This window comes from Microcoleus sp. CAWBG58, assembly GCF_020883045.1.
GTDB lineage: Bacteria > Cyanobacteriota > Cyanobacteriia > Cyanobacteriales > Microcoleaceae > Microcoleus.
The window spans coordinates 72,476-90,725 of sequence record NZ_JAHRFA010000012.1; the positions used below are offsets into that span (position 1 = coordinate 72,476).

The following is an 18,250-nucleotide window of genomic DNA, read 5'->3' on the forward strand; positions in this document are numbered from 1 at the left end:
CTTACTACGAACCTAATTCCCAAATATTAACAAATGAAAAGCCATGAACAAAAAACTTACGGACAAAAGCACTAAGGCTGAAATCTTAGAAGCGTACAAGGAAGCCGCGCAAGAAAAAGCTGCGCTAGAATTGCAAATCAAACAGCTAAATGCTTCTCCAAAGCAACCATCAGCAGCAGCACCAGCACCAGAAAAACCTATTGTGGAGGCACAAAAACCAATGGCTTTAACTCAAACTCAACAAAAAATGCAGTCCACAATTGATAATTTAATCTTGCTGCAATTTGGCTTTGGTGGCGCTGTCAGCGAGTTGTCGGAAAAATTAACTTCGGAAGCTGCTAAACTGGAAGAATTGCGGCGTACAGTGGGCGATGAAATTCAACAACTGCAAGAGTTGCACGGTTTAGAAGATGTTGCTGAAGATACACTGGATAATTTAATTCAGCAGTACGAAGAAAGTGCGAAAACTTTTACTAACGAACTCACCGAACAGCGCGATACTGTTGAACAGGAATTGCTGGAACAGCGTCTGGCTTGGGAAAAAGAGCAGGAATTGCAAAAGTTGGCGGTTATAGAACGCAATGAGAATCAGGAAAAAACTCGCGATCGCGATGAAGAGTTGTATGATTACGATCTGAATCTTCAGCGAGATTTGGATATCGAAGAATACGAACAGCGTCAGAAAAGGCTGTATCAAGAAATTGAAGAGTTTCGTCAGGAACAGGAGAAACAGTGGGCGGAACGGGAAAAATCCATTTCGGAACGGGAAAAATTGTCTGCTGAAGTTAAGGCTAAGGTGGAAGCTTTCCCGAAGGAACTGGAAGCTAATATCAAGAATGGGAAAGATAATGGTCGCAATATTGGCAATTATCAAGCTAAGATTAAGGCTGATTTGTCTGCTAAGGATATCGAGGGACAAAAGCAAAATTATGAATTGCAAATTCAAGGAATGTTGCAGACAATTCAAAATCAGGAATCGCGGATTGCGAGTTTGTCGAAACAGCTTGATTCTGCTTTGAAACAGGTTCAAGATTTGGCGGTGAAGGCGATTGAGGGTTCGTCGAATTTGAGTTCTTTCCAAGCTGTGAGGGAAATTGCGATCGAGCAAGCGAAGACTCAGCAGAAAAATAAGTAGTCCGCAGCGCTGTTAGCAGCTAAGTAGCTAGCCTTAGATACCCGATTTCTTGAAGAAGTCGGGTATTTGGGTCTTGAATAGCAGAGATTTTTGCGATCGCCCGCGAACTGTGCAAAAATATAAGTATTTAGGATTAGGACAACTGCTATGGCTGATACTAACAACTTTGAACTGCGGGATATTCCGATATATTCTATCCCTCAAGCAGCACAATATCTCAGGCTGCGGAGAGATATGTTGCGACATTGGGTTGTTGGCTGGTACTCGCAAACAAAAACGGACAAGCACTTCTTTGAGCCGTTGATTGAGTTACCTCAACACAATAATCTTGAACTGCTGCCCCAGTCCAAAACTAGACTACTTTCTTTCACCAATTTGGTAGAGGCTCATGTGTTGATTGCTATTGTTAAGGCTACAGGCTTCTCCCGCAAGCAACTTAGCACCACTCTCAAATGTGTCAACCGTAATTTTTATACTCCTCACTTATACGCTCGAATTGAGTTTCAAGTCGAGGGAATTGCTCTTTTGTTTGAGAGATGTGGACAGAAGCTTGCAACATCGGACAGGGAGCAGGAAGCGAGGCAGATTCTAGACACTTATTTCGATCGCATTGTACGAGATGAAGCTGGATTACCTATCAAACTCTTCCCTTTCACGAAGCTACCAGGTTCCGACGAACCTAAAACAGTGATGATTGACCCCAGAATCTCCTTTGGCCGTCCTGTTTTGGCTGGAACTGGCATTCCCACAGCTATGCTGGCAGAACGTTACAAAGCTGGGGATTCCATCGATGAACTTGCCGAAGACTACAATTGCGATCGGCTTCAGATTGAGGAAGGTATTCGCTGCGAACTTCCGCTAGTAGCATGAATGAGATATTTTTCATCGATCGATGTTTAGGAACAAAACTGGCAGATTCATTACGAAATGCGGGGGCGACAGTAGAAATTCATGACGATCATTTTAAGCAAGATGTCAAGGATGAGGATTGGCTGAGGATAGTTGGAGAAAGCAATTGGGTTGTACTTACAAAGGACAAGAAAATTGCTAGTCGTCCTTTGGAGTTATTGGCTGTGGCTCAAGGTAATGTACGGCTGTTTGCATTTGTGGGTGGCGATGTTTCTGGAGTTGTAGTCGCACAAGCTTTTGTAAATGCCTTAGAAAATATGAAACGATTTATTCGGGGGAATCAAGCACCTTTTATTGCTAAGGTGTACCAGTCTGGTTTGGTAAAGCCCTGCAAAAACCAAAAGGAACTTTTGAGAATCCTCCCTAAAACCAGTGAGTAAATCATCTCAAAATCAATTTCGATTAGTCCAGTTTTTAAACTGTCTACTCCCTTCCCGATTCAAGGAGCATGAAAACCTATCTACAGCGTTCTAATTTTTAGTTTAAAGCCCGATCGCCCTGTGCACTTATCCAAACTGTCCCTATCTCTCCCGATCGCTTCATTTATACTCTCTATTCTTGAAGTTAATGAACCAAAAGATATATTTTAGATAGAGGCATTATGCAGCAACAAATTGTACGTCAAAGAGATACTAATGCTTGGATTTTACAGTGCTGGGTTTCCTTTATTCTAGCCATTTCCACTACGGCTATAGGTGTCATTTATCTGCCCGTAGATATCTGGGTAAAAAGTTTTGTGGGTATGGGGTTAACTTTTTCGGTTGGTTCGTCTTTTACTTTAGCAAAAACGATTCGGGATAACAATGAGGCAACTAGATTGACTGCGAGAATTGATGAGGCTAGAGTTGAGAAAATTCTCGCAGATCACCATCCTTTGAAATAAGTTACTCGGCGGTTGACTCGGCGGTTGAAACCGCGGCTACATAAACGAAGTCCGCCTCCGCGGACTAAGAGTCGGAGCAAGTTATATTTTGTATAAAAATAGCCCGCGCAGGCGGGCTTTGTTTTTGTCGCCACAGGTTTCAAGCTGTGGATTTTGATGGTGGGTTTCAATGGTTGTGTTTGAAGTTACGATCGCCCTTAGCCTTTTGGCGCTGGCGAATACCTGCCTTAACCGTAGCCATATCCACGGGAAAACCAACTACAGGAATCACCTGATCCTTGCGCTCTTCTTCGAGGTTCTTGAGTTCGGTGTAGTCAACCCAGTGAATGCAATTTACCGGACAAGTGTCGATCGCCTCAGCAATCAACTCTTCGGAATCACCGTCTTGTCGGACTACGCGCGATCGCCCGTAATCCGGCTCAATGTAGAAAGTATTGCGAGCAACATGAGCGCAGTGCTTGCAGCCGATGCAGGTAATCTCATCAACATAGACGCCTTTTTGGCGGAAGACGCCGCCCAACTCCGGTTCTAAACCAGTGCGATCGGGCGCATCCCGCAAAAATCCGCCCAACTCAGGCTCTAAACCAGTGCGATCGCCTGCTGTATCTATTCCGAGTCCAGAAAGCTCAGACATTTAGATCCCTCACAAAAATAAATAAGTCCGCCTGGGCGGACTTGAGATCAAACAAGATTGTCAGAAACAAGATTGTACAAATCTCGAACAACCTTAAGCGCACCAGCGCTGAACCACCAGGCGGATCGAACCGTCTTGATTTTGCTTTTGCTCAGAAACTTGGAAACCTTGCTTAGCGCTTTCATTCACCACAGTATGGTAAGCATAGCGCTGAGTCACCTTATTCAGAAAACGATCGACAGACCAAGCTTGCTGCCAAAACTGCAAGTCAGCCACCAATTCATACTCAGTCCCGTTCCAGCTAAAACCTAAGTCATAGCCGTTTTCTTGCTCAATCACCACCTCAGCAGTGCTGGTGAGGCCGCGATAGCCGCGCACCTCAGTCGGGCCGGACTTCCAGTCGATACCCAAGTCAGTTAAAGCAGATTCCAAAGAATTCAAATTGCGGATCTGGGTCTTAATTTGGCTAAAGTGTGACATGGTGGTTCCAAAAAAATTTAAGTGAACTGAACAAAAAAGATTACCAATCGCTAAAAGCCACTTGGGCCGTCGCTTCGGCTGACTGATGCAGCACTTGCGCGAAATATTCAGATGTTGACTCTTGATGAAGCACCACACCGAGCTGGGCTTCAATTGCTGCCGTTACCTCAGCGCAGGAAGCACCGACAATGCCGGTGACTGTTTCCTGTACGCGGCCATCTGGATAAATGACAAATTCTAGTGTTTCCATAATCCGGGCTGACTGAATAGGAATAGTGAAATCAGACACTGACACCAGCTTCGCGTGGGACGATGCCTCCTGAAGTCGCTTCTTGAGAGTTGGCGGACTAAAAAAACCGCTATATCAATTTTGACTAATTGATAGGTTTTGAGTCACAACTTAACAGAAGTTATTAATAGGTAGAAGCAATACATCAGTTGTATGTAAAGTTTCGCGTACATTGTGACATCAGTCAAGCCAATCTATATTTAGATTTTAGATTTTTGATTTTGAAGACACAAGTATAAATGCTCCCCCTCTCCCCCTCCTGACAGGTGCAGGTTTTTTAGTAAAAGCCTTATCCCATAAGAGTTTGATGCTTCCAGTAAGCCACTTTCCAAAACCGTTGCACTGTCTGGATTTGCTGGGTTTTGCCAGGGGAAAACCTACACCTGTCAGCTCTCCCCCTCTCCCCCTCTTTCCCCTCTCCCCCCTCTCCCCCTCTTTCCTCTCCCCATCTAATTCCCTCTAGGGTCTAAAACGTCTCGCAGCCCGTCGCCTAAAAGGTTGAAACCCAGAACTGTTAAGGTGATCAGCAAACCGGGAAACAAAATAGTCCAAGGAGACGAAAGAGCGTATCCGCCTTTGAAAGCATCGGAAAGCATCGTTCCCAACTCTGGGGCTGGCGGCTGCGCGCCCAAACCTAGAAAACCCAAACCAGCCGCTTCTAGCGTTGCTGTACCTGTGGAAAGAGTTGCTTGTACAACAAGTGGCGCGAGACTTCCCGGCAAAATGTGGCGAAAAATAATCCGCAAGTCGCTAGCGCCCAAAGCTTTGACAGCTAAGACAAATTCTTGTTCTCGCAGCGATAGCACCATGCTGCGAGTGAGGCGGATGTAAATCGGTATTTGCACAACGCTGACAGCGATAATTACGCTTTGCAGGCTCGGGCCGGTGACGGTAACAATGGCGATCGCCAGTAAGATCGAAGGAAAAGCTAGCAAAATATCCGCCAAAATCCCGATCGCCACTTCAGCCCATCCGCGAAAATACCCAGCAAAGAGCCCCAACAGAGCTCCCACAAACAATCCCGCACCCACAGAAACCAGACTGACGAGCAAAGATATCCCCAATCCGTGCCATACCCGCACCAGCAAATCTCGCCCTAAACCGTCGGTTCCGAACCAATGTTTGATGCTAGGAGCCACTAAGCGCGACAAATAATCGCGATCGACCGCAGCATTGTAGGGGTAAATTAGGGGGGCTAACACTGCCACAACAATCAGCCCTACAGTCAAAATCAAGCCGATTTTCCCAGAGGTCGATCGGGCAAATCGCTGCCAAGCAGGCTGTGAAAATATTAAGCTGTTCAGCGATTTTTGCTGTTTCATTACCATCTAAAATCCGTGTGGTACCCATAAACTAATTAATTCATGGACAAGGGCGAGCAATTCAGATACAGACTCATTGACTTCTGGCGCTTCAAATCCATGAATAAATCGATTTCTCACGTTTAAAAGTAGCATAGCGCGATCGTACTGTTCGATTGAAAGTTCTCCTTGCGAATACATATGTTTAATCAGAGATACAGTTGGAAATCTTTCAATTGGAATAATAGCCTCCTGGGCCCGTCTACGCAGGAGTGCTTCAAATATTCCCCAAAGTGACAAAAACGCCCCTTCATTTTCTCCTAATGAGATTAGGCGTTCGCTCTGTGTTATTCTACTAAAAATTTGTTCCCAAGATAAGAGATTTACTTCCTTGGCTTCGTCTTTCAGTAAAGCATCTTCTTCAGTAATTAACAAGAAACGCCAGCCTGTTTTTTCAGAGACTATTTCAGCAATTTCTTTCAACCTGTCTATGGATTTTTGTCTGCCAGAAGCATTGAATTCGATTATATAACCTTCGGCTTCGTTCTTTTTGGCAATTAAATTTGGGCGATATGTGCCTAAATTGAAAGGGATGTCTTCCGGTTCAGGCTCAACAAATACTCTATAGCCTTCTTGTCGATATTTTTCAGCAATTTTAGACACTGATGTGTTCTGTATCAATTTAGCAGTCATAAGTAACTCTCCAATGCTTTTGCTTTACGTATTCTAACGTAGACGCGCTCGCACCAGATTCGGGTTCATTGCCTCCTTGATTACTCGGCGGTTGAAACCGCTACTATACAAACAAAGTCCGCCTGCGCGGACTAAGAAATAAGGGAGATATTTAAGACAGATTAAAGGCTAGATTCACTCACGGCTTAGGCAACAGATTATAGATATCACCTGAAAATTCTGCATTTTTGGGGACAACTTCAAAATTGATAGTATATCCCGATGCACCTTTAATATCTAGTGACTCACGTATAGCCTGACCGCGACCAAAAACCAAATCTTTTCGGAGAGTACCATCCACATAAATTTTGACAGATACACGAGTCAAATTAGAGTTATCAGGTAAACCATAAGCTAGTTTTACTTCACCTGAGTTGTTGATTATTTTGCAAGCAAAAGATTTGGGTCGTGATGCCGAAAGTTGAAAATAACTACTCGGTTGTTCAGTGCGCTTAGCAACACTAATTAGGTTATCATAGTCATAGTCATTGTTGCCATTTCTAGACACATCTTCGCATTTAACTTCAGTTGGGCCAGTTGGAGGCACGGGAGATGGAGATGGAGATGGAGATGGAGATGGAGATGGTGATGGAGGTGAAGATGGAGGTGAAGATGGAGATAGTGCAATTGAAGGTGAACCCTCAATTATTGGTTGACCAGATTTGGTGAATCGAATAATTCTGGTTATGCTTTGATCGTTTTCTAGGTTGATAGTAAAATTTTGAGTTGGATAACCTACCTTACTCAAATTAACACGAACATCTCCTTTGGTGGGAATCCTGACTTTGACATAACCATTATTATCGGTATACTGAGTTTCTGGTGCACCTTTAGCGGTGAATATAATTTTTACATCAGCTAAATATTCTCCCTCTTCAGTTTGTGTATATAGTTCAACATTTTGTCTTTGTTCAGAACATACGGCGGCAGTTTTGTCTATAGTACATCTAAATTCTGGAACGGTAGCAGCCGTAGCAACTAATGCCAAAAAAGCAATAGGAGTACCTAAAAGAAAGCCCCACTTAGTGTAATTAATTTTTTGAGAACTCTGGCTCATAAATATTTTTTCTCTCGATTGAAGTGACAACCCACATAAATATCCACGCCACTAAACATTGGGAAACCGGAAAATTTATAAATATCTTGATTAAAGTAATTTTTTAGGATTTGCACTGATTTGCGATCGCCCTTACCCCCCTCAGCGCTCCCCACGGCCCACCAGCCAACAGTCGATCGCCTGCTTATCACTGATGACTTCCTTCAATACCCTTTAAGATATAGAGAAGAAGATAATTTTAAAAGCGCATGACATCAACCCTACTCAAAGCCTCCTCCAAATCGCCCCTCAACGCCCCAACAGTGCGCCATTTCCCCAACGGCCTCACAGTTATAGCGGAACATTTGCCGGTCGATGCCGTTAACCTCAGCGTGTGGATGAATTTAGGCTCAGCCGTCGAATCCGACGAAATCAACGGCATGGCGCACTTCTTAGAACATATGATTTTTAAGGGAACTCCGAGTATTCCTAGCGGAGAATTTGAACGGGCGATCGAACAACGGGGCGCTGTCACCAATGCAGCCACCAGCCAAGATTACACGAACTATTACATCACGACAGCTCCTAAAGATTTTGCCGAACTAGCTCCGCTGCAAGTCGATGTCTTGCTCAACGCCAGCATTCCCGACGACGCTTTCGATCGCGAACGGCTGGTAGTATTGGAAGAAATTAGACGATCGGAAGACAATCCGCGCCGCCGCACCTATCAAAGATCGATGCAATTAGCCTTTGAAGTCCTACCCTACAAACGACCCGTACTCGGCCCGACTTCCGTCATCGAAAATCTTACCGCCCAACAAATGCGGGATTTCCACAGCACCAGATACCAGCCAGGGGCGATGACAGCCGTCGCTGTAGGCAATTTGCCGGTCGATCGACTAATTGAAATTGTCGCAGAAAGTTTTGCCGCCAAAAGCACAGCACAAAACAGCACCATCAATCTGCCCGCTGCCAGCAGCTTTAGCCCAGAATCGGAAATTCTCAACTACGGCCAAGAATCGCCATTTACCGAAACAGTCCGCCGCGAATTTGTAGACTCAGCACTTCAGCAAGCCCGACTGATTGTCATGTGGCGGGTGCCCGGTTTCGTGGAAATGTCTGAAACCTATGCCCTCGACGTTTTGGCGACAGTCTTGGGCCACGGGCGCACAACTCGCTTGGTTAAGGATTTGCGCGAAGACAGAGGGCTAGTCTCGTCAATTTCTGTCAGCAACATGACTCAGCGACTGGGCGGTGTATTCTCGATTTCTGCTCAACTAGCGACAGAACATATAGAAGAAGTGGAAGCAGCCATCGTCGGACACATCCGCACCCTACAAACCGAACTCGTGACAGATGCCGAAATTTCCCGCATCCGCACCCAAGTAGCAAATCGGTTTATCTTCGGTAACGAAACTCCGAGCGATCGAGCAAGTTTGTACGGTTACTATCAGTCGATGGTAGGAGATATCGCTCCCGCCCTCAACTACGCAGCCTGCATCCAAGCTCAAACTGCGGAGGATATCCGGGAAGCCGCCGTCAAATACCTGTCTCCCGATGCGATGGGTGTGGTGGTAATTCGCCCTGAGGAAGCATAAAATCGACTTTTTGCTAAACAGCGCAATCGTTTCATGGCTAAGCTAGGGAGACTTGCAACGGCACAAAAAAGTTAAATTATCGTCATCTTAGATTAGAGAATACTCCGTCATATCAGGTCCGATCTACGATCGTCACAAAAAAAGGTTCGTAGTACGGACTTTAGTCCGCTCTTAAGTTGCGGACTAAAGTCCGTACTACGAAGCAATCTTATTGCGATCCATCGATCGGACACGATATCAAGTTCGATCGGCTGTCGCCTTAAAGATTTGTATCGAATCATGAATACAAAGTTTTTAAGGTGCGGGCGATCGGTAAAATTGCCGTAAATTTCTGAGAGGATAAACTTGGAATCATTGAAGCGCGCAGGGAATCATGAAATTACAAAACTTTCTCAAGTCAAAAATTAGGTATGATTCTAGGGCGATCGCTGCTGACAACGAACTCAGCCGTCAAATTCAAAGTCGCCTCATTGACCTAGGTTTACTGAAACCTCCAGTAGACGGCATCTTTGGCCCTCTTTCTACCGCAGCCCTCCACCGATTTCAAACCCTAATGAAGTGCGGCGAACCGGGTTTTTTGGGAGCAATCACAGCCCAAAAGCTGATCGAAGCCAAACCGGCGGACATTCCGACACCTCGCCCGATCCTGAAAATCCTCAAAGACACCATTTTTAAATCAAAACCGCTGGCGTCTTCTCAACTTCAGGAAGCGGAAAAACAAGTAATCCCAGCGGGAAAACAGTTTGAACTTCTAGCTTTTGCTCCGATTCGGGGTCACATTAGAGTTGCTCTCCGCAACGAATCTTTCAAAGGTTCAGGGATTTGGTATGTTTACGGAGGACACGCTCAAGTTACTCTAGACGGCGTTTTGCTGTATCCCAAACCGAATCCGCCGACTGTCAGACTGGGCATTCCTTATCGATCGCAAATGGATAACTTGTACAATCCTACAGGTTCTTGCAATGTTACTTCCATCGCGATGTGTTTGGACTTTTTGAGAGTTCCCCGGCGCCAAAAAACCGGACAATATGAAGATGAACTCTACCAATATGCGATCGACAAAGGTTACAGTCGCTGGGAACCCAGAGATTTAGCCAAAATTGTTAGAGATTACGGCGCTCAAGATTACTTTACCGAGAATGCAACGATTGATGACGTTCAAGATTGGCTAGCCAGCGGAAATCCCGCTGTCATCCACGGATACTTTACATCCTTCGGTCACATTATAGTTGCCACAGGCTACGACAGCGACGGATTCTTCGTGCACGATCCCTACGGCGAATGGTTCCCCACGGGTTATGACACAACTGTCAGCGGTTCTTACTTGCACTATTCCTATCGCTTAATCCGCAGCGTTTGTATGGCTGACGGGAATTTTTGGGTGCATTTTATCTCGAAGTAGTCATTGGTTATTTGTTATTGGTTATTTGTTATTTGTTATTAGTAACAATTAACCAATATAGTTATGGACGCATTTTAACGTAATGATGTCATTCTGAGTGTAGTAATATGAAATTTGCTCTTAATCATAATTATTCATCTCTCTCTTCTCTTCCTCTGCGTTCTCTGTGTTCTCTGTGGTTCAAAATCATTCCGATGCCACCGGAAAAGTCATCAGTTATTGGTTATTTGTTATTAGTAACAACTAACAAATATAGTCTTGGACGCATTTCAAAGTAATGATGTCATTCTGAGTGTGGGTAAGTATGAAATCCGCTCTCTCTTCTCTTCCTCTGCGTTCTCTGTGTTCTCTGTGGTTCAAAATCATTCCGATGCCACCGGAATTAACATAACACATTAATTCCGATGTCACCAAATTTGATATAACAACCGACAACTAACAACAAATAACCATTAACTATTAATTTTCATGCTCAAATCCAGCCAAGTCGATCGCGTAATTGGAGCACTGGTTGAAATATAATCAACTCCCGTTTCCGCAACACTCCGAATAGTTTCCAAAGTTACATTCCCAGAAGCTTCAATTTTCACCCGATCGCTCTTTTGGCGAATTATTGCCACAGCCTGCCGCATCAAATCGCAGGACATATTGTCTAACATGATAATATCCGCCTTGTGCTGTAAAGCTGTCTCCACCTCAGCTAGAGTTTCCGTTTCAACTTCGATCGTCAGCGGATAGGGGATAGAATTGCGAATAAGGGCGATCGCCTCGGCAATTCCCCCAGCCGCCGCAATGTGATTGTCTTTAATCATCACGGCATCATCCAATCCCATCCGGTGATTGCAAGCACCCCCGACTTGAGTCGCGTATTTTTCCAGCAATCTCAATCCCGGCGTCGTCTTGCGCGTATCCACCAATTGCACGGGCAAATCGGCAATTTTGTCAACATATTTCCGAGTTAAAGAAGCGATGCCGCTCAAACGCATTGCCAAGTTTAATGCTACTCTTTCTCCGGTTAGCAGCGCGTCGAAATTGCCGGAAATCTCAGCGATTACTTCTCCTTTTTCGCACAGTTTCCCTTCCGGTACTTGGGGGATGAAACTGAGGCTGCTGTCTAAAAGTTTAAATGTGCGATGTGCGATCGGCAATCCGGCTATGACACCAGCTTCTTTGACAATCCATTTAGCAGTACCCTGGATGCTGTTGGCGGGGAATAAGGCCGATGTCGTGCGATCGCCCCTACCGATATCTTCTAGCAGCCAGTCGTGCAGTAGGGAGTCTAAAACTATCCAAGGTGGCAATATAGCGTTCATGTTTTCTTTGTGATTCCTGCTACTAGGAACGATAGTCGATCGGGCAGTTTTAGGCAAGTTGCAGAATGATGATGGTGTGTGCGATCGGGATTTGGGTTGCGATCGTACTAAGTAGGTAGACATAAACAAACCCCATGATGTCATTGCGAGGAACGAAGCAATCGCAATGCCTTGGGATCGGTTCATTCTTGGATGACACGCACTACATAACGGGCTATTCTGTTGCTGACATTGGGTTTTGGTGGTTTAATGGAATGGAGAGGGCGATCGCGAGTAGAAACCATGATACAGCCAGTCATTTTAGAAAAATTAGCAGAACTCCCTGAGTCTCTTCACACAGAAGTGCTTCATTACATTGAGTTTTTGATTGAAAAGCAGGCTAAAAACTTAAGTCAAGAACAGCCGACAAAGCGAGGCGGACTTGGAATTTGGAAATATAAAATCTGGATGTCTGACGATTTTGATGAATCTCTAGAAGATTTAAAGGATTATATGTAAAAATAAATTCAAAAATATTCTACTTTTGTAAAACTGAGTGAAACATCTATGAAGCGAAAAGCTATCGTACTGGGTGCTGGGATCAAAGGAACTGCTATTGCTGTACTTCTCTCTTTGACAGACGAGTTTGAGATTCGACTTGTTGACCAAGATAAAGTTGCTTCTGGGACGACTTCGACTAATCATGGGCGGCTACATTTAGGTACATCAGGTTGGCGAACAGAAACTGATGACTTAATCAGGAGGCGAATGCTGGGATCTTCATTGATGCGTCAGCTACCTGCGATCGCTACCTGCTTATCGGAAGGTCATTACTGCGTTGAAAGGGAGGAGGAATTAGTGGCATTCATTTCCAAGTGTGATGCCAACCAAATTCCTTATCGTGTGCTTTCAAGTAACGAGATAGAGAATGAATGGATCAACATCGATCAATTTAGCACCGTTGTTCAAGTGCCTGAATTCTCCTTCAACCCTGCTAGAGTTGCAGGTCGTTTTGCTCAATCCTTTGAAAACCAAGGTGGAGTCTTTTTACCAAACCAGAGAGCAATACGGGTACATCGAAAAGATCGTACAGTTTTCCTTGAATTAGAAAATGGTAACTCGCTGGAAGCCGATGTCATTATCAATGCCAGTACGAGGTGGTGCAATACAGTAACAATCACTGACTGCAATCCTTTATTTACTGTTGAATGGTTTCGTTGGAGGCTTCTATGTCTGCGGTCACAAGGATTCATCCCACTTAAGCAAGTAACTGTCATAGTTGAGCCAACGAAGAAAGCTCCGAGTGCTATTCCACATGAACAATGGATCACGATTGACTGCAAGACCGATCTAGAGAAGTTAGACTCTCCAGAAGGGGAGCAAAATGCAGGTTGGCGACCGATCGATCTGAATAATCGAATTGACTATGAGCTTTATTCAACTGGATACAATTATTTCCAACCTTTGCGGCAACTACGGCAACTTTCAGATTCAGAACTTCAAAACCAGCTTTTCTCTATGTCAGGAGTACACGGTAGGTTGGTTGGCGATCCTCCAGGCAGTGTAAATAAAGTTTATTCTACTGATAGTTGCCCAAATTATTTTTTGACGTTCGGTGGGCAAGCAAGTACTGCTGTACTTGATGCTATTGAGACAATTGAGCATCTCGCAAAATTGGGAGTTTGTGGTGAAGTGAATCGCGGGCATTTAATTCAACAATTGGCGCACTCTCTCGCAGTTGAACCTTTACCAAATTCCACTGGCATGATATGGGAACAGCAAGAAGCAGCGTAATCATGGGATGAAGCAGACAAGCTGTGTAGATTTTTCCAATTTGCCTATCAAACATTTGACCCCCGATTAAAATAAAGACGACTGAAAGAGGCAACTATTATGACTATTCGTGATATTGCGATCGCCCTTATTTTAGCAACTTCGAGAATCATTCTTGCTATAAATTAGCGACTTCCTGGACTTTCTGATGCACAAGCACTAATCTAGAATAGATGATGCCAAACTCCCAGATACTCTTGCTAAAGCTTGGGCAAAATGGTTCTAGTCCCCCGCAATTATAGCTTATTTGAAAACAGTCATTGAAACATTACATAACCATCATGCAAACCAAAACGATCGCAATTCGCGTTAATGCTGAAGTTGCCCGAATCTTTGAGGCTGCTTCTGAAGAACAGCGCCGTAAATTAGAGGCATTACTTAGCCTAAAACTTAGTGATATAACTCGAAACAAAAGACCCCTAGAGGAGATAATGAGTGAGATTAGTCAGAATGCTCAAGCGCGAGGATTGACCCCAGAAATTTTGGATTCAATTCTTTGATCGGCAGTTCCTACTTAACAAGTAGCCGATCGCACTTAAAGAAACAAACTAATATCCACTTGGAAAAAATCAGCTAATTTCCGGGCTTCATCTATTTCGATATCCCTTCCGCTAACAAAAACTTTCTCAACCTCAGTTTCCGTTCCCAAAACAGGAATCAAAGCGGATTTGTCCAAATCTCTCGCATCCATTAAATGTTGCAACATTGAAGCAGCATTTCCTGCGGGAATTGGATAATTTTCCGCTTCAAATTTTTCAATCAGCGTTATCAAAAGCTCCAGAAATAGCTCTTCCTCTTGCGATCGCATCGGGGCGTGTTCCAGTTCGCAAGCGAGTGCGATCGCGGCTTCGTTTTCTGCTTCATTTGCGATCGGTTTAGGTTGATAGCGAACAAGTAAATCTGTATAAGATTTTGCATCAAAAGTACGGATCATTTTTCCACTCATCCTTATCATACTCAGCGTGAGTCAGAACATATTTGATGTAGATTCTTTGAGAAACATAAACCAAATCAACAATCAGCCGATATCGATTTCCCTTAATATTAAATACGGTAAAATTTCCGACTGACTCAGCTTTTGGATAAATCTGCTGAACATCAATTAAGTTCTGCCATTGGGCTTTACTTGACACTCTATACCAGTCATAAAGTGCATCGCAGGAATCCGCATGGCTTTCACAGAAATCTCGCAGGATTTTTCGGCTGATAACACGCATTTCACCCTTGTTTTCCAAACTACACCAGATTTGCTTCTGGACTTACGCACTTCTTATATTATAAACATCTGTAACTCCCGAAAAAACTAAAGCTCTTTTCCGTTGTTGTGGGAAAAGAGCTTTAATTTATTATTAACCTGGCACCGAGCTATTTTACCGGGCAGTGACCCGCCGAGTATCTTCGCCATAGCAACGTTTAACAACCGAGTTCGGGATGGATCGGAGTGGTTCCATTACATCATAAGCACCAGGAAAGCTTTGAAAACTTTGAATCCTGTGTCTGCGTTAGACTTGATGCGCTGCATCTCTTTCGCTCGACATTTATTACACTACCAAACTCACCTAAGTTTGTCAACCCCTTTTTAAAATATTTTTTCCCATTGAACTCACGTGGGTCTAGAAACCGGGTTTTTCACGAAAATACAAAGGTTGCAGCCCACAGATTCGGTAAAAACCCGGTTTCTGTGGTCAGAGCGCGTCAGCCCTATCGCAAATCCCAAAACCCAGCCTCCACACCCTACTCTCTGCGAATCTTCGCATCCTTCTCAAACCACGCCACAACCTGCTTAACAGTTAATTGCTCGATCGCACCTTCAGATTCTGCCGCAATTTGTCTCAACGGCCGCAAAGACGCCACCACCAAATTCGTAAAAAAGTTTTCAAAACTCGCATCAACTTGAATTGACTGCTGAATGCTCTCATCATTCCTCACCCAATCCATTACCTGCTGATTGCTCACCTCTGCCACCGCCAAACCAGTCTCCCCAGCAATTTGCTTCAAAACCCTCAAAGCATAAATAGCTAACCGTGCCGAAAACTTCTCCTTCGATGACAACAGAGCCATATCAACTTCCGCACACTCTTCCGGGGTTAAAAAATTAGATTCCATAGTTATTTGTTATTTGTTATTTGTTACTTGTTATTTGTTATTAGCCATCCGTAACATCCCTTAAAAAATCCGCAGCCGAACAGACATCCGCTACATCCGCTACAAAATCCGCTGCCGAACTTCCTTCTTTGCAACAATCAAATAACCGCAACGGTGTTCCCCATCAATAATCCAGTGAGTTCTTTCGACAGTACAATCCGGCAATACAGCCGCAAACATCTCCAACTCATTGCCGCAAACACTTGGAAAAGTTTCAGCCACATTAGAAATAGCACAATTGTGTTCCATGAACACAAATCGATCGCCCTTTTCGGTGCGATCGGCTATTTCCACAATTTCTACATCTACAGATTCTACAGGATAACATTCGGCCATGTAACCCTCAGCCCTGCGGAGTTCCACCAACCCGCTCACCCGCTCTTGTAGCGAACCAGAACCCACCAACCTGCGGTACTCCATCGCCTTGCGCTCCCACTGCTTTTGCAGGATAGAAATCACCTGCTCGCGGCCAACAGTCTCAGCCAAAGTATCCAGGAAAGATACTGCAAAATCGCCGTAACGATTCGGAAAGCGATCGCGCCCCAGACTGGTAAGCTCGTAAATGTGTTGCGGTCGCCCCATACCAGCCTGAACCGACTGATACTGAATCAGCCCCTCCGCCTCCAAATCCTTCAAATGACGGCGAATCGCCTGCGGGCTGATATCCAAAGACTCCGCCAACTCCAGAGCCGTCGCTTTATCCCCCTTGAGCAAATACTGCAAGATGTCTTGTTTCGTGGAAGTCTGCTGAGTAGTCTCCATCATCTTCACAAAAAATTATTAATTTGACTTTGACAAGATCGCTGTTGTTAATGTAGCTTAAAATATAGTAAAGCAACAAACCAGTTGTTTAACTCAACCGAGCAGTCCAGCAGAACTCGCTCAAGCCCAGACAGCGATTGACAAGTCTGCCATCTTTGAGAGCACTATCTAGAACACTGAACACGCAAAATCATGAGCTCTACAGTCACAACCCTAGTCAACCAGCCCTACAAATACGGTTTCGTCACCGACATCGAGTCAGACACCATCCCCCGCGGCTTGAGTGAAGATGTAGTGCGACTGATTTCATCGAAGAAAAACGAACCGGAATTCATGCTGCAATTCCGCCTCAAAGCATACCGCAAGTGGCTGACCATGACGGAGCCGACCTGGCCTCATGTCAACTATCCGGCGATCGACTACCAACAAATTATCTACTATTCCGCGCCCAAACAAAAGCCCAAAAAGCTCAACAGTTTAGAAGAAGTTGACCCGACACTGCTAGAAACCTTCGAGAAACTAGGCATTCCCCTCTCCGAACAAAAGCGCCTCGGAAATGTCGCCGTTGACGCCGTTTTCGACAGCGTTTCCATCGCCACAACTTTTAGAGAAAAACTCGCCAAAGACGGCGTTATCTTTTGTTCCATCTCAGAAGCAGTCAAAGATTATCCCGAATTAATAGAAAAATATCTTGGTAGCGTCGTACCAGTCGGCGACAACTTTTTCGCAGCCCTCAACTCTGCCGTATTCAGCGACGGTTCCTTCGTTTACATTCCCAAAGGCGTCAAATGCCCGATGGAATTGTCCACCTATTTCCGCATCAACAACGGAGATTCCGGCCAGTTCGAGCGCACCTTAATTGTTGCAGAAGAAAACAGTTCTGTTTCTTACCTCGAAGGCTGTACCGCGCCGATGTTTGATACCAACCAACTGCACGCCGCCGTTGTGGAATTGGTAACAATGGACAATGCCGATATCAAATATTCAACAGTGCAAAACTGGTACGCCGGCGACGCGAATGGCAAAGGCGGAATTTACAACTTTGTAACCAAGCGCGGCTTGTGTCAAGGAGTCAATTCCAAGATTTCTTGGACGCAAGTAGAAACAGGTTCCGCAATTACTTGGAAATATCCCAGTTGCGTATTAGTCGGCGATAACTCCGTGGGTGAATTCTACTCTGTAGCGCTGACAAACAACAAACAGCAAGCTGACACCGGAACTAAAATGATCCACGTCGGCAAAAACACTCGCAGCACGATTATTTCCAAGGGGATTTCGGCGGGGAATTCTGCCAACAGCTATCGCGGATTGGTAAAAATGGGGCCGAGTGCTAAAGGTGCTCGGAATTATTCTCAATGCGATTCGATGCTGATTGGCGATAACGCTCAAGCGAATACTTTTCCATATATTCAAGTGCAGAACCATACTGCTAAAGTCGAACACGAAGCTTCAACTTCCAAAATTGGGGAAGAGCAATTGTTCTTCTTCGCGCAACGGGGAATTTCCGCAGAAAATGCAATTTCAATGATGATTAGCGGTTTTTGCAAAGATGTGTTCAATCAGTTGCCGATGGAATTTGCGGCGGAAGCTGATAAGTTGTTGAGTTTGAAGCTCGAAGGAAGTGTGGGATAGAAACAAGTTTTGATTAGGTTCGTAGTAAGGACTTTAGTCCTTCTAACTCTTAACTACAAACTGATCGAGAGGCAATAATTAGGTTCGTAGTAAGGACTTTAGTCCTTCTAACTCTTAACTACAAACTGATCGAGAGGCAATAATTAGGTTCGTAGTAAGGACTTTAGTCCTTCTAACTCTTAACTAC

General features: G+C 44.6%; 21 protein-coding genes and 1 rRNA gene. 10 read left to right on the forward strand and 12 right to left on the reverse strand.

The genetic code is table 11. The features are described from left to right. Positions 1-43: 43 nt before the first annotated feature. From QZ918_RS07650 to QZ918_RS07665, 4 genes are all read left to right on the forward strand, one after another. Positions 44-1,135: a coiled-coil domain-containing protein gene (locus QZ918_RS07650; protein WP_293333043.1), complete on the forward strand. Its 1,092-nt coding sequence runs from the start codon at positions 44-46 to the stop codon at positions 1,133-1,135. A 147-nt stretch (positions 1,136-1,282) separates the two neighbouring features. After that, positions 1,283-2,005: a DUF433 domain-containing protein gene (locus QZ918_RS07655; protein ID WP_293333046.1), complete on the forward strand. Its 723-nt coding sequence runs from the start codon at positions 1,283-1,285 to the stop codon at positions 2,003-2,005. Beyond that, on the forward strand, positions 2,002-2,424 hold the full coding sequence (locus QZ918_RS07660) for a PIN-like domain-containing protein (RefSeq protein WP_293333049.1): 423 nt from the start codon (positions 2,002-2,004) through the stop codon (positions 2,422-2,424). The genes QZ918_RS07655 and QZ918_RS07660 overlap by 4 nt, the downstream gene beginning before the upstream one ends. Before the next feature lie 221 nt (positions 2,425-2,645). Then, on the forward strand, positions 2,646-2,927 hold the full coding sequence (locus tag QZ918_RS07665) for a YiaA/YiaB family inner membrane protein (protein WP_293149023.1): 282 nt from the start codon (positions 2,646-2,648) through the stop codon (positions 2,925-2,927). A gap of 166 nt (positions 2,928-3,093) precedes the next feature. Here the strand turns inward: QZ918_RS07665 and QZ918_RS07670 are convergent, their stop codons facing one another. From QZ918_RS07670 to QZ918_RS07695, 6 genes are all read right to left on the reverse strand, one after another. Then, a complete protein-coding gene (locus QZ918_RS07670) occupies positions 3,094-3,561 on the reverse strand; it encodes a ferredoxin (protein ID WP_293333052.1) in 468 nt (155 codons plus the stop codon). Between the two features lie 93 nt (positions 3,562-3,654). After that, the gene (locus QZ918_RS07675; protein ID WP_293149026.1) at positions 3,655-4,041 is read right to left on the reverse strand and encodes a DUF1257 domain-containing protein; all 387 of its coding nucleotides are present in this window, start codon (positions 4,039-4,041) and stop codon (positions 3,655-3,657) included. A 40-nt stretch (positions 4,042-4,081) separates the two neighbouring features. Beyond that, the gene (locus QZ918_RS07680; protein ID WP_194071124.1) at positions 4,082-4,291 is read right to left on the reverse strand and encodes a DUF2997 domain-containing protein; all 210 of its coding nucleotides are present in this window, start codon (positions 4,289-4,291) and stop codon (positions 4,082-4,084) included. A 488-nt stretch (positions 4,292-4,779) separates the two neighbouring features. After that, positions 4,780-5,652 (reverse strand): ABC transporter permease, encoded by an 873-nt coding sequence (locus QZ918_RS07685; protein ID WP_293333055.1) that lies wholly within the window; start codon positions 5,650-5,652, stop codon positions 4,780-4,782. Positions 5,653-5,658: 6 nt separating this feature from the next. Next, positions 5,659-6,324 (reverse strand): hypothetical protein, encoded by a 666-nt coding sequence (locus QZ918_RS07690; protein WP_293149030.1) that lies wholly within the window; start codon positions 6,322-6,324, stop codon positions 5,659-5,661. A 178-nt stretch (positions 6,325-6,502) separates the two neighbouring features. Then, a complete protein-coding gene (locus QZ918_RS07695; protein WP_293333058.1) occupies positions 6,503-7,420 on the reverse strand; it encodes a peptidase associated/transthyretin-like domain-containing protein in 918 nt (305 codons plus the stop codon). Positions 7,421-7,668: 248 nt separating this feature from the next. Between QZ918_RS07695 and QZ918_RS07700 the strand changes: the two genes are divergently transcribed. Further along, positions 7,669-8,997 (forward strand): M16 family metallopeptidase, encoded by a 1,329-nt coding sequence (locus tag QZ918_RS07700; RefSeq protein WP_293333061.1) that lies wholly within the window; start codon positions 7,669-7,671, stop codon positions 8,995-8,997. A 373-nt stretch (positions 8,998-9,370) separates the two neighbouring features. Continuing rightward, the gene (locus QZ918_RS07705) at positions 9,371-10,399 is read left to right on the forward strand and encodes a C39 family peptidase (protein ID WP_293333064.1); all 1,029 of its coding nucleotides are present in this window, start codon (positions 9,371-9,373) and stop codon (positions 10,397-10,399) included. A 452-nt stretch (positions 10,400-10,851) separates the two neighbouring features. Here QZ918_RS07705 and nadC read toward each other — a convergent pair whose 3' ends face one another. Then, positions 10,852-11,712, reverse strand: a complete 861-nt coding sequence (gene nadC / locus QZ918_RS07710; protein ID WP_293333160.1) for a carboxylating nicotinate-nucleotide diphosphorylase — start codon at positions 11,710-11,712, stop codon at positions 10,852-10,854. Positions 11,713-11,934: 222 nt separating this feature from the next. On the opposite strand from nadC, the gene vapB reads away from it, so the two are divergent. From vapB to QZ918_RS07725, 3 genes are all read left to right on the forward strand, one after another. Next, positions 11,935-12,210, forward strand: coding sequence for a type II toxin-antitoxin system VapB family antitoxin (gene vapB, locus QZ918_RS07715; protein WP_293333067.1), 276 nt, complete (start codon positions 11,935-11,937; stop codon positions 12,208-12,210). A 48-nt stretch (positions 12,211-12,258) separates the two neighbouring features. Beyond that, positions 12,259-13,485: an NAD(P)/FAD-dependent oxidoreductase gene (locus QZ918_RS07720; RefSeq protein WP_293333070.1), complete on the forward strand. Its 1,227-nt coding sequence runs from the start codon at positions 12,259-12,261 to the stop codon at positions 13,483-13,485. A gap of 320 nt (positions 13,486-13,805) precedes the next feature. Continuing rightward, entirely contained in the window at positions 13,806-14,024 is a 219-nt protein-coding gene (locus QZ918_RS07725) for a hypothetical protein (protein ID WP_293333073.1), read from the forward strand. Between the two features lie 35 nt (positions 14,025-14,059). On the opposite strand, the gene QZ918_RS07730 is transcribed toward QZ918_RS07725, so the two are convergent. From QZ918_RS07730 to sufR, 5 genes are all read right to left on the reverse strand, one after another. Beyond that, a complete protein-coding gene (locus tag QZ918_RS07730) occupies positions 14,060-14,458 on the reverse strand; it encodes a helix-turn-helix domain-containing protein (RefSeq protein ID WP_293333076.1) in 399 nt (132 codons plus the stop codon). Further along, the gene (locus QZ918_RS07735) at positions 14,442-14,741 is read right to left on the reverse strand and encodes a type II toxin-antitoxin system HigB family toxin (protein WP_293125902.1); all 300 of its coding nucleotides are present in this window, start codon (positions 14,739-14,741) and stop codon (positions 14,442-14,444) included. Before QZ918_RS07735 ends, QZ918_RS07730 begins: the two co-directional genes overlap by 17 nt. A 135-nt stretch (positions 14,742-14,876) precedes the next feature. Continuing rightward, positions 14,877-14,993 (reverse strand): 5S ribosomal RNA (rrf, locus tag QZ918_RS07740). 265 nt (positions 14,994-15,258) lie between these two features. Further along, on the reverse strand, positions 15,259-15,630 hold the full coding sequence (locus QZ918_RS07745) for an NDH complex assembly factor CRR9 (protein WP_293333079.1): 372 nt from the start codon (positions 15,628-15,630) through the stop codon (positions 15,259-15,261). Positions 15,631-15,729: 99 nt separating this feature from the next. Continuing rightward, the gene (sufR, locus tag QZ918_RS07750) at positions 15,730-16,434 is read right to left on the reverse strand and encodes an iron-sulfur cluster biosynthesis transcriptional regulator SufR (RefSeq protein WP_293333082.1); all 705 of its coding nucleotides are present in this window, start codon (positions 16,432-16,434) and stop codon (positions 15,730-15,732) included. Positions 16,435-16,623: 189 nt separating this feature from the next. Here sufR and sufB point away from each other — a divergent pair, with 189 nt between their 5' ends. After that, positions 16,624-18,063 (forward strand): Fe-S cluster assembly protein SufB, encoded by a 1,440-nt coding sequence (sufB, locus tag QZ918_RS07755; RefSeq protein ID WP_293333085.1) that lies wholly within the window; start codon positions 16,624-16,626, stop codon positions 18,061-18,063. Positions 18,064-18,250: the final 187 nt, after the last annotated feature.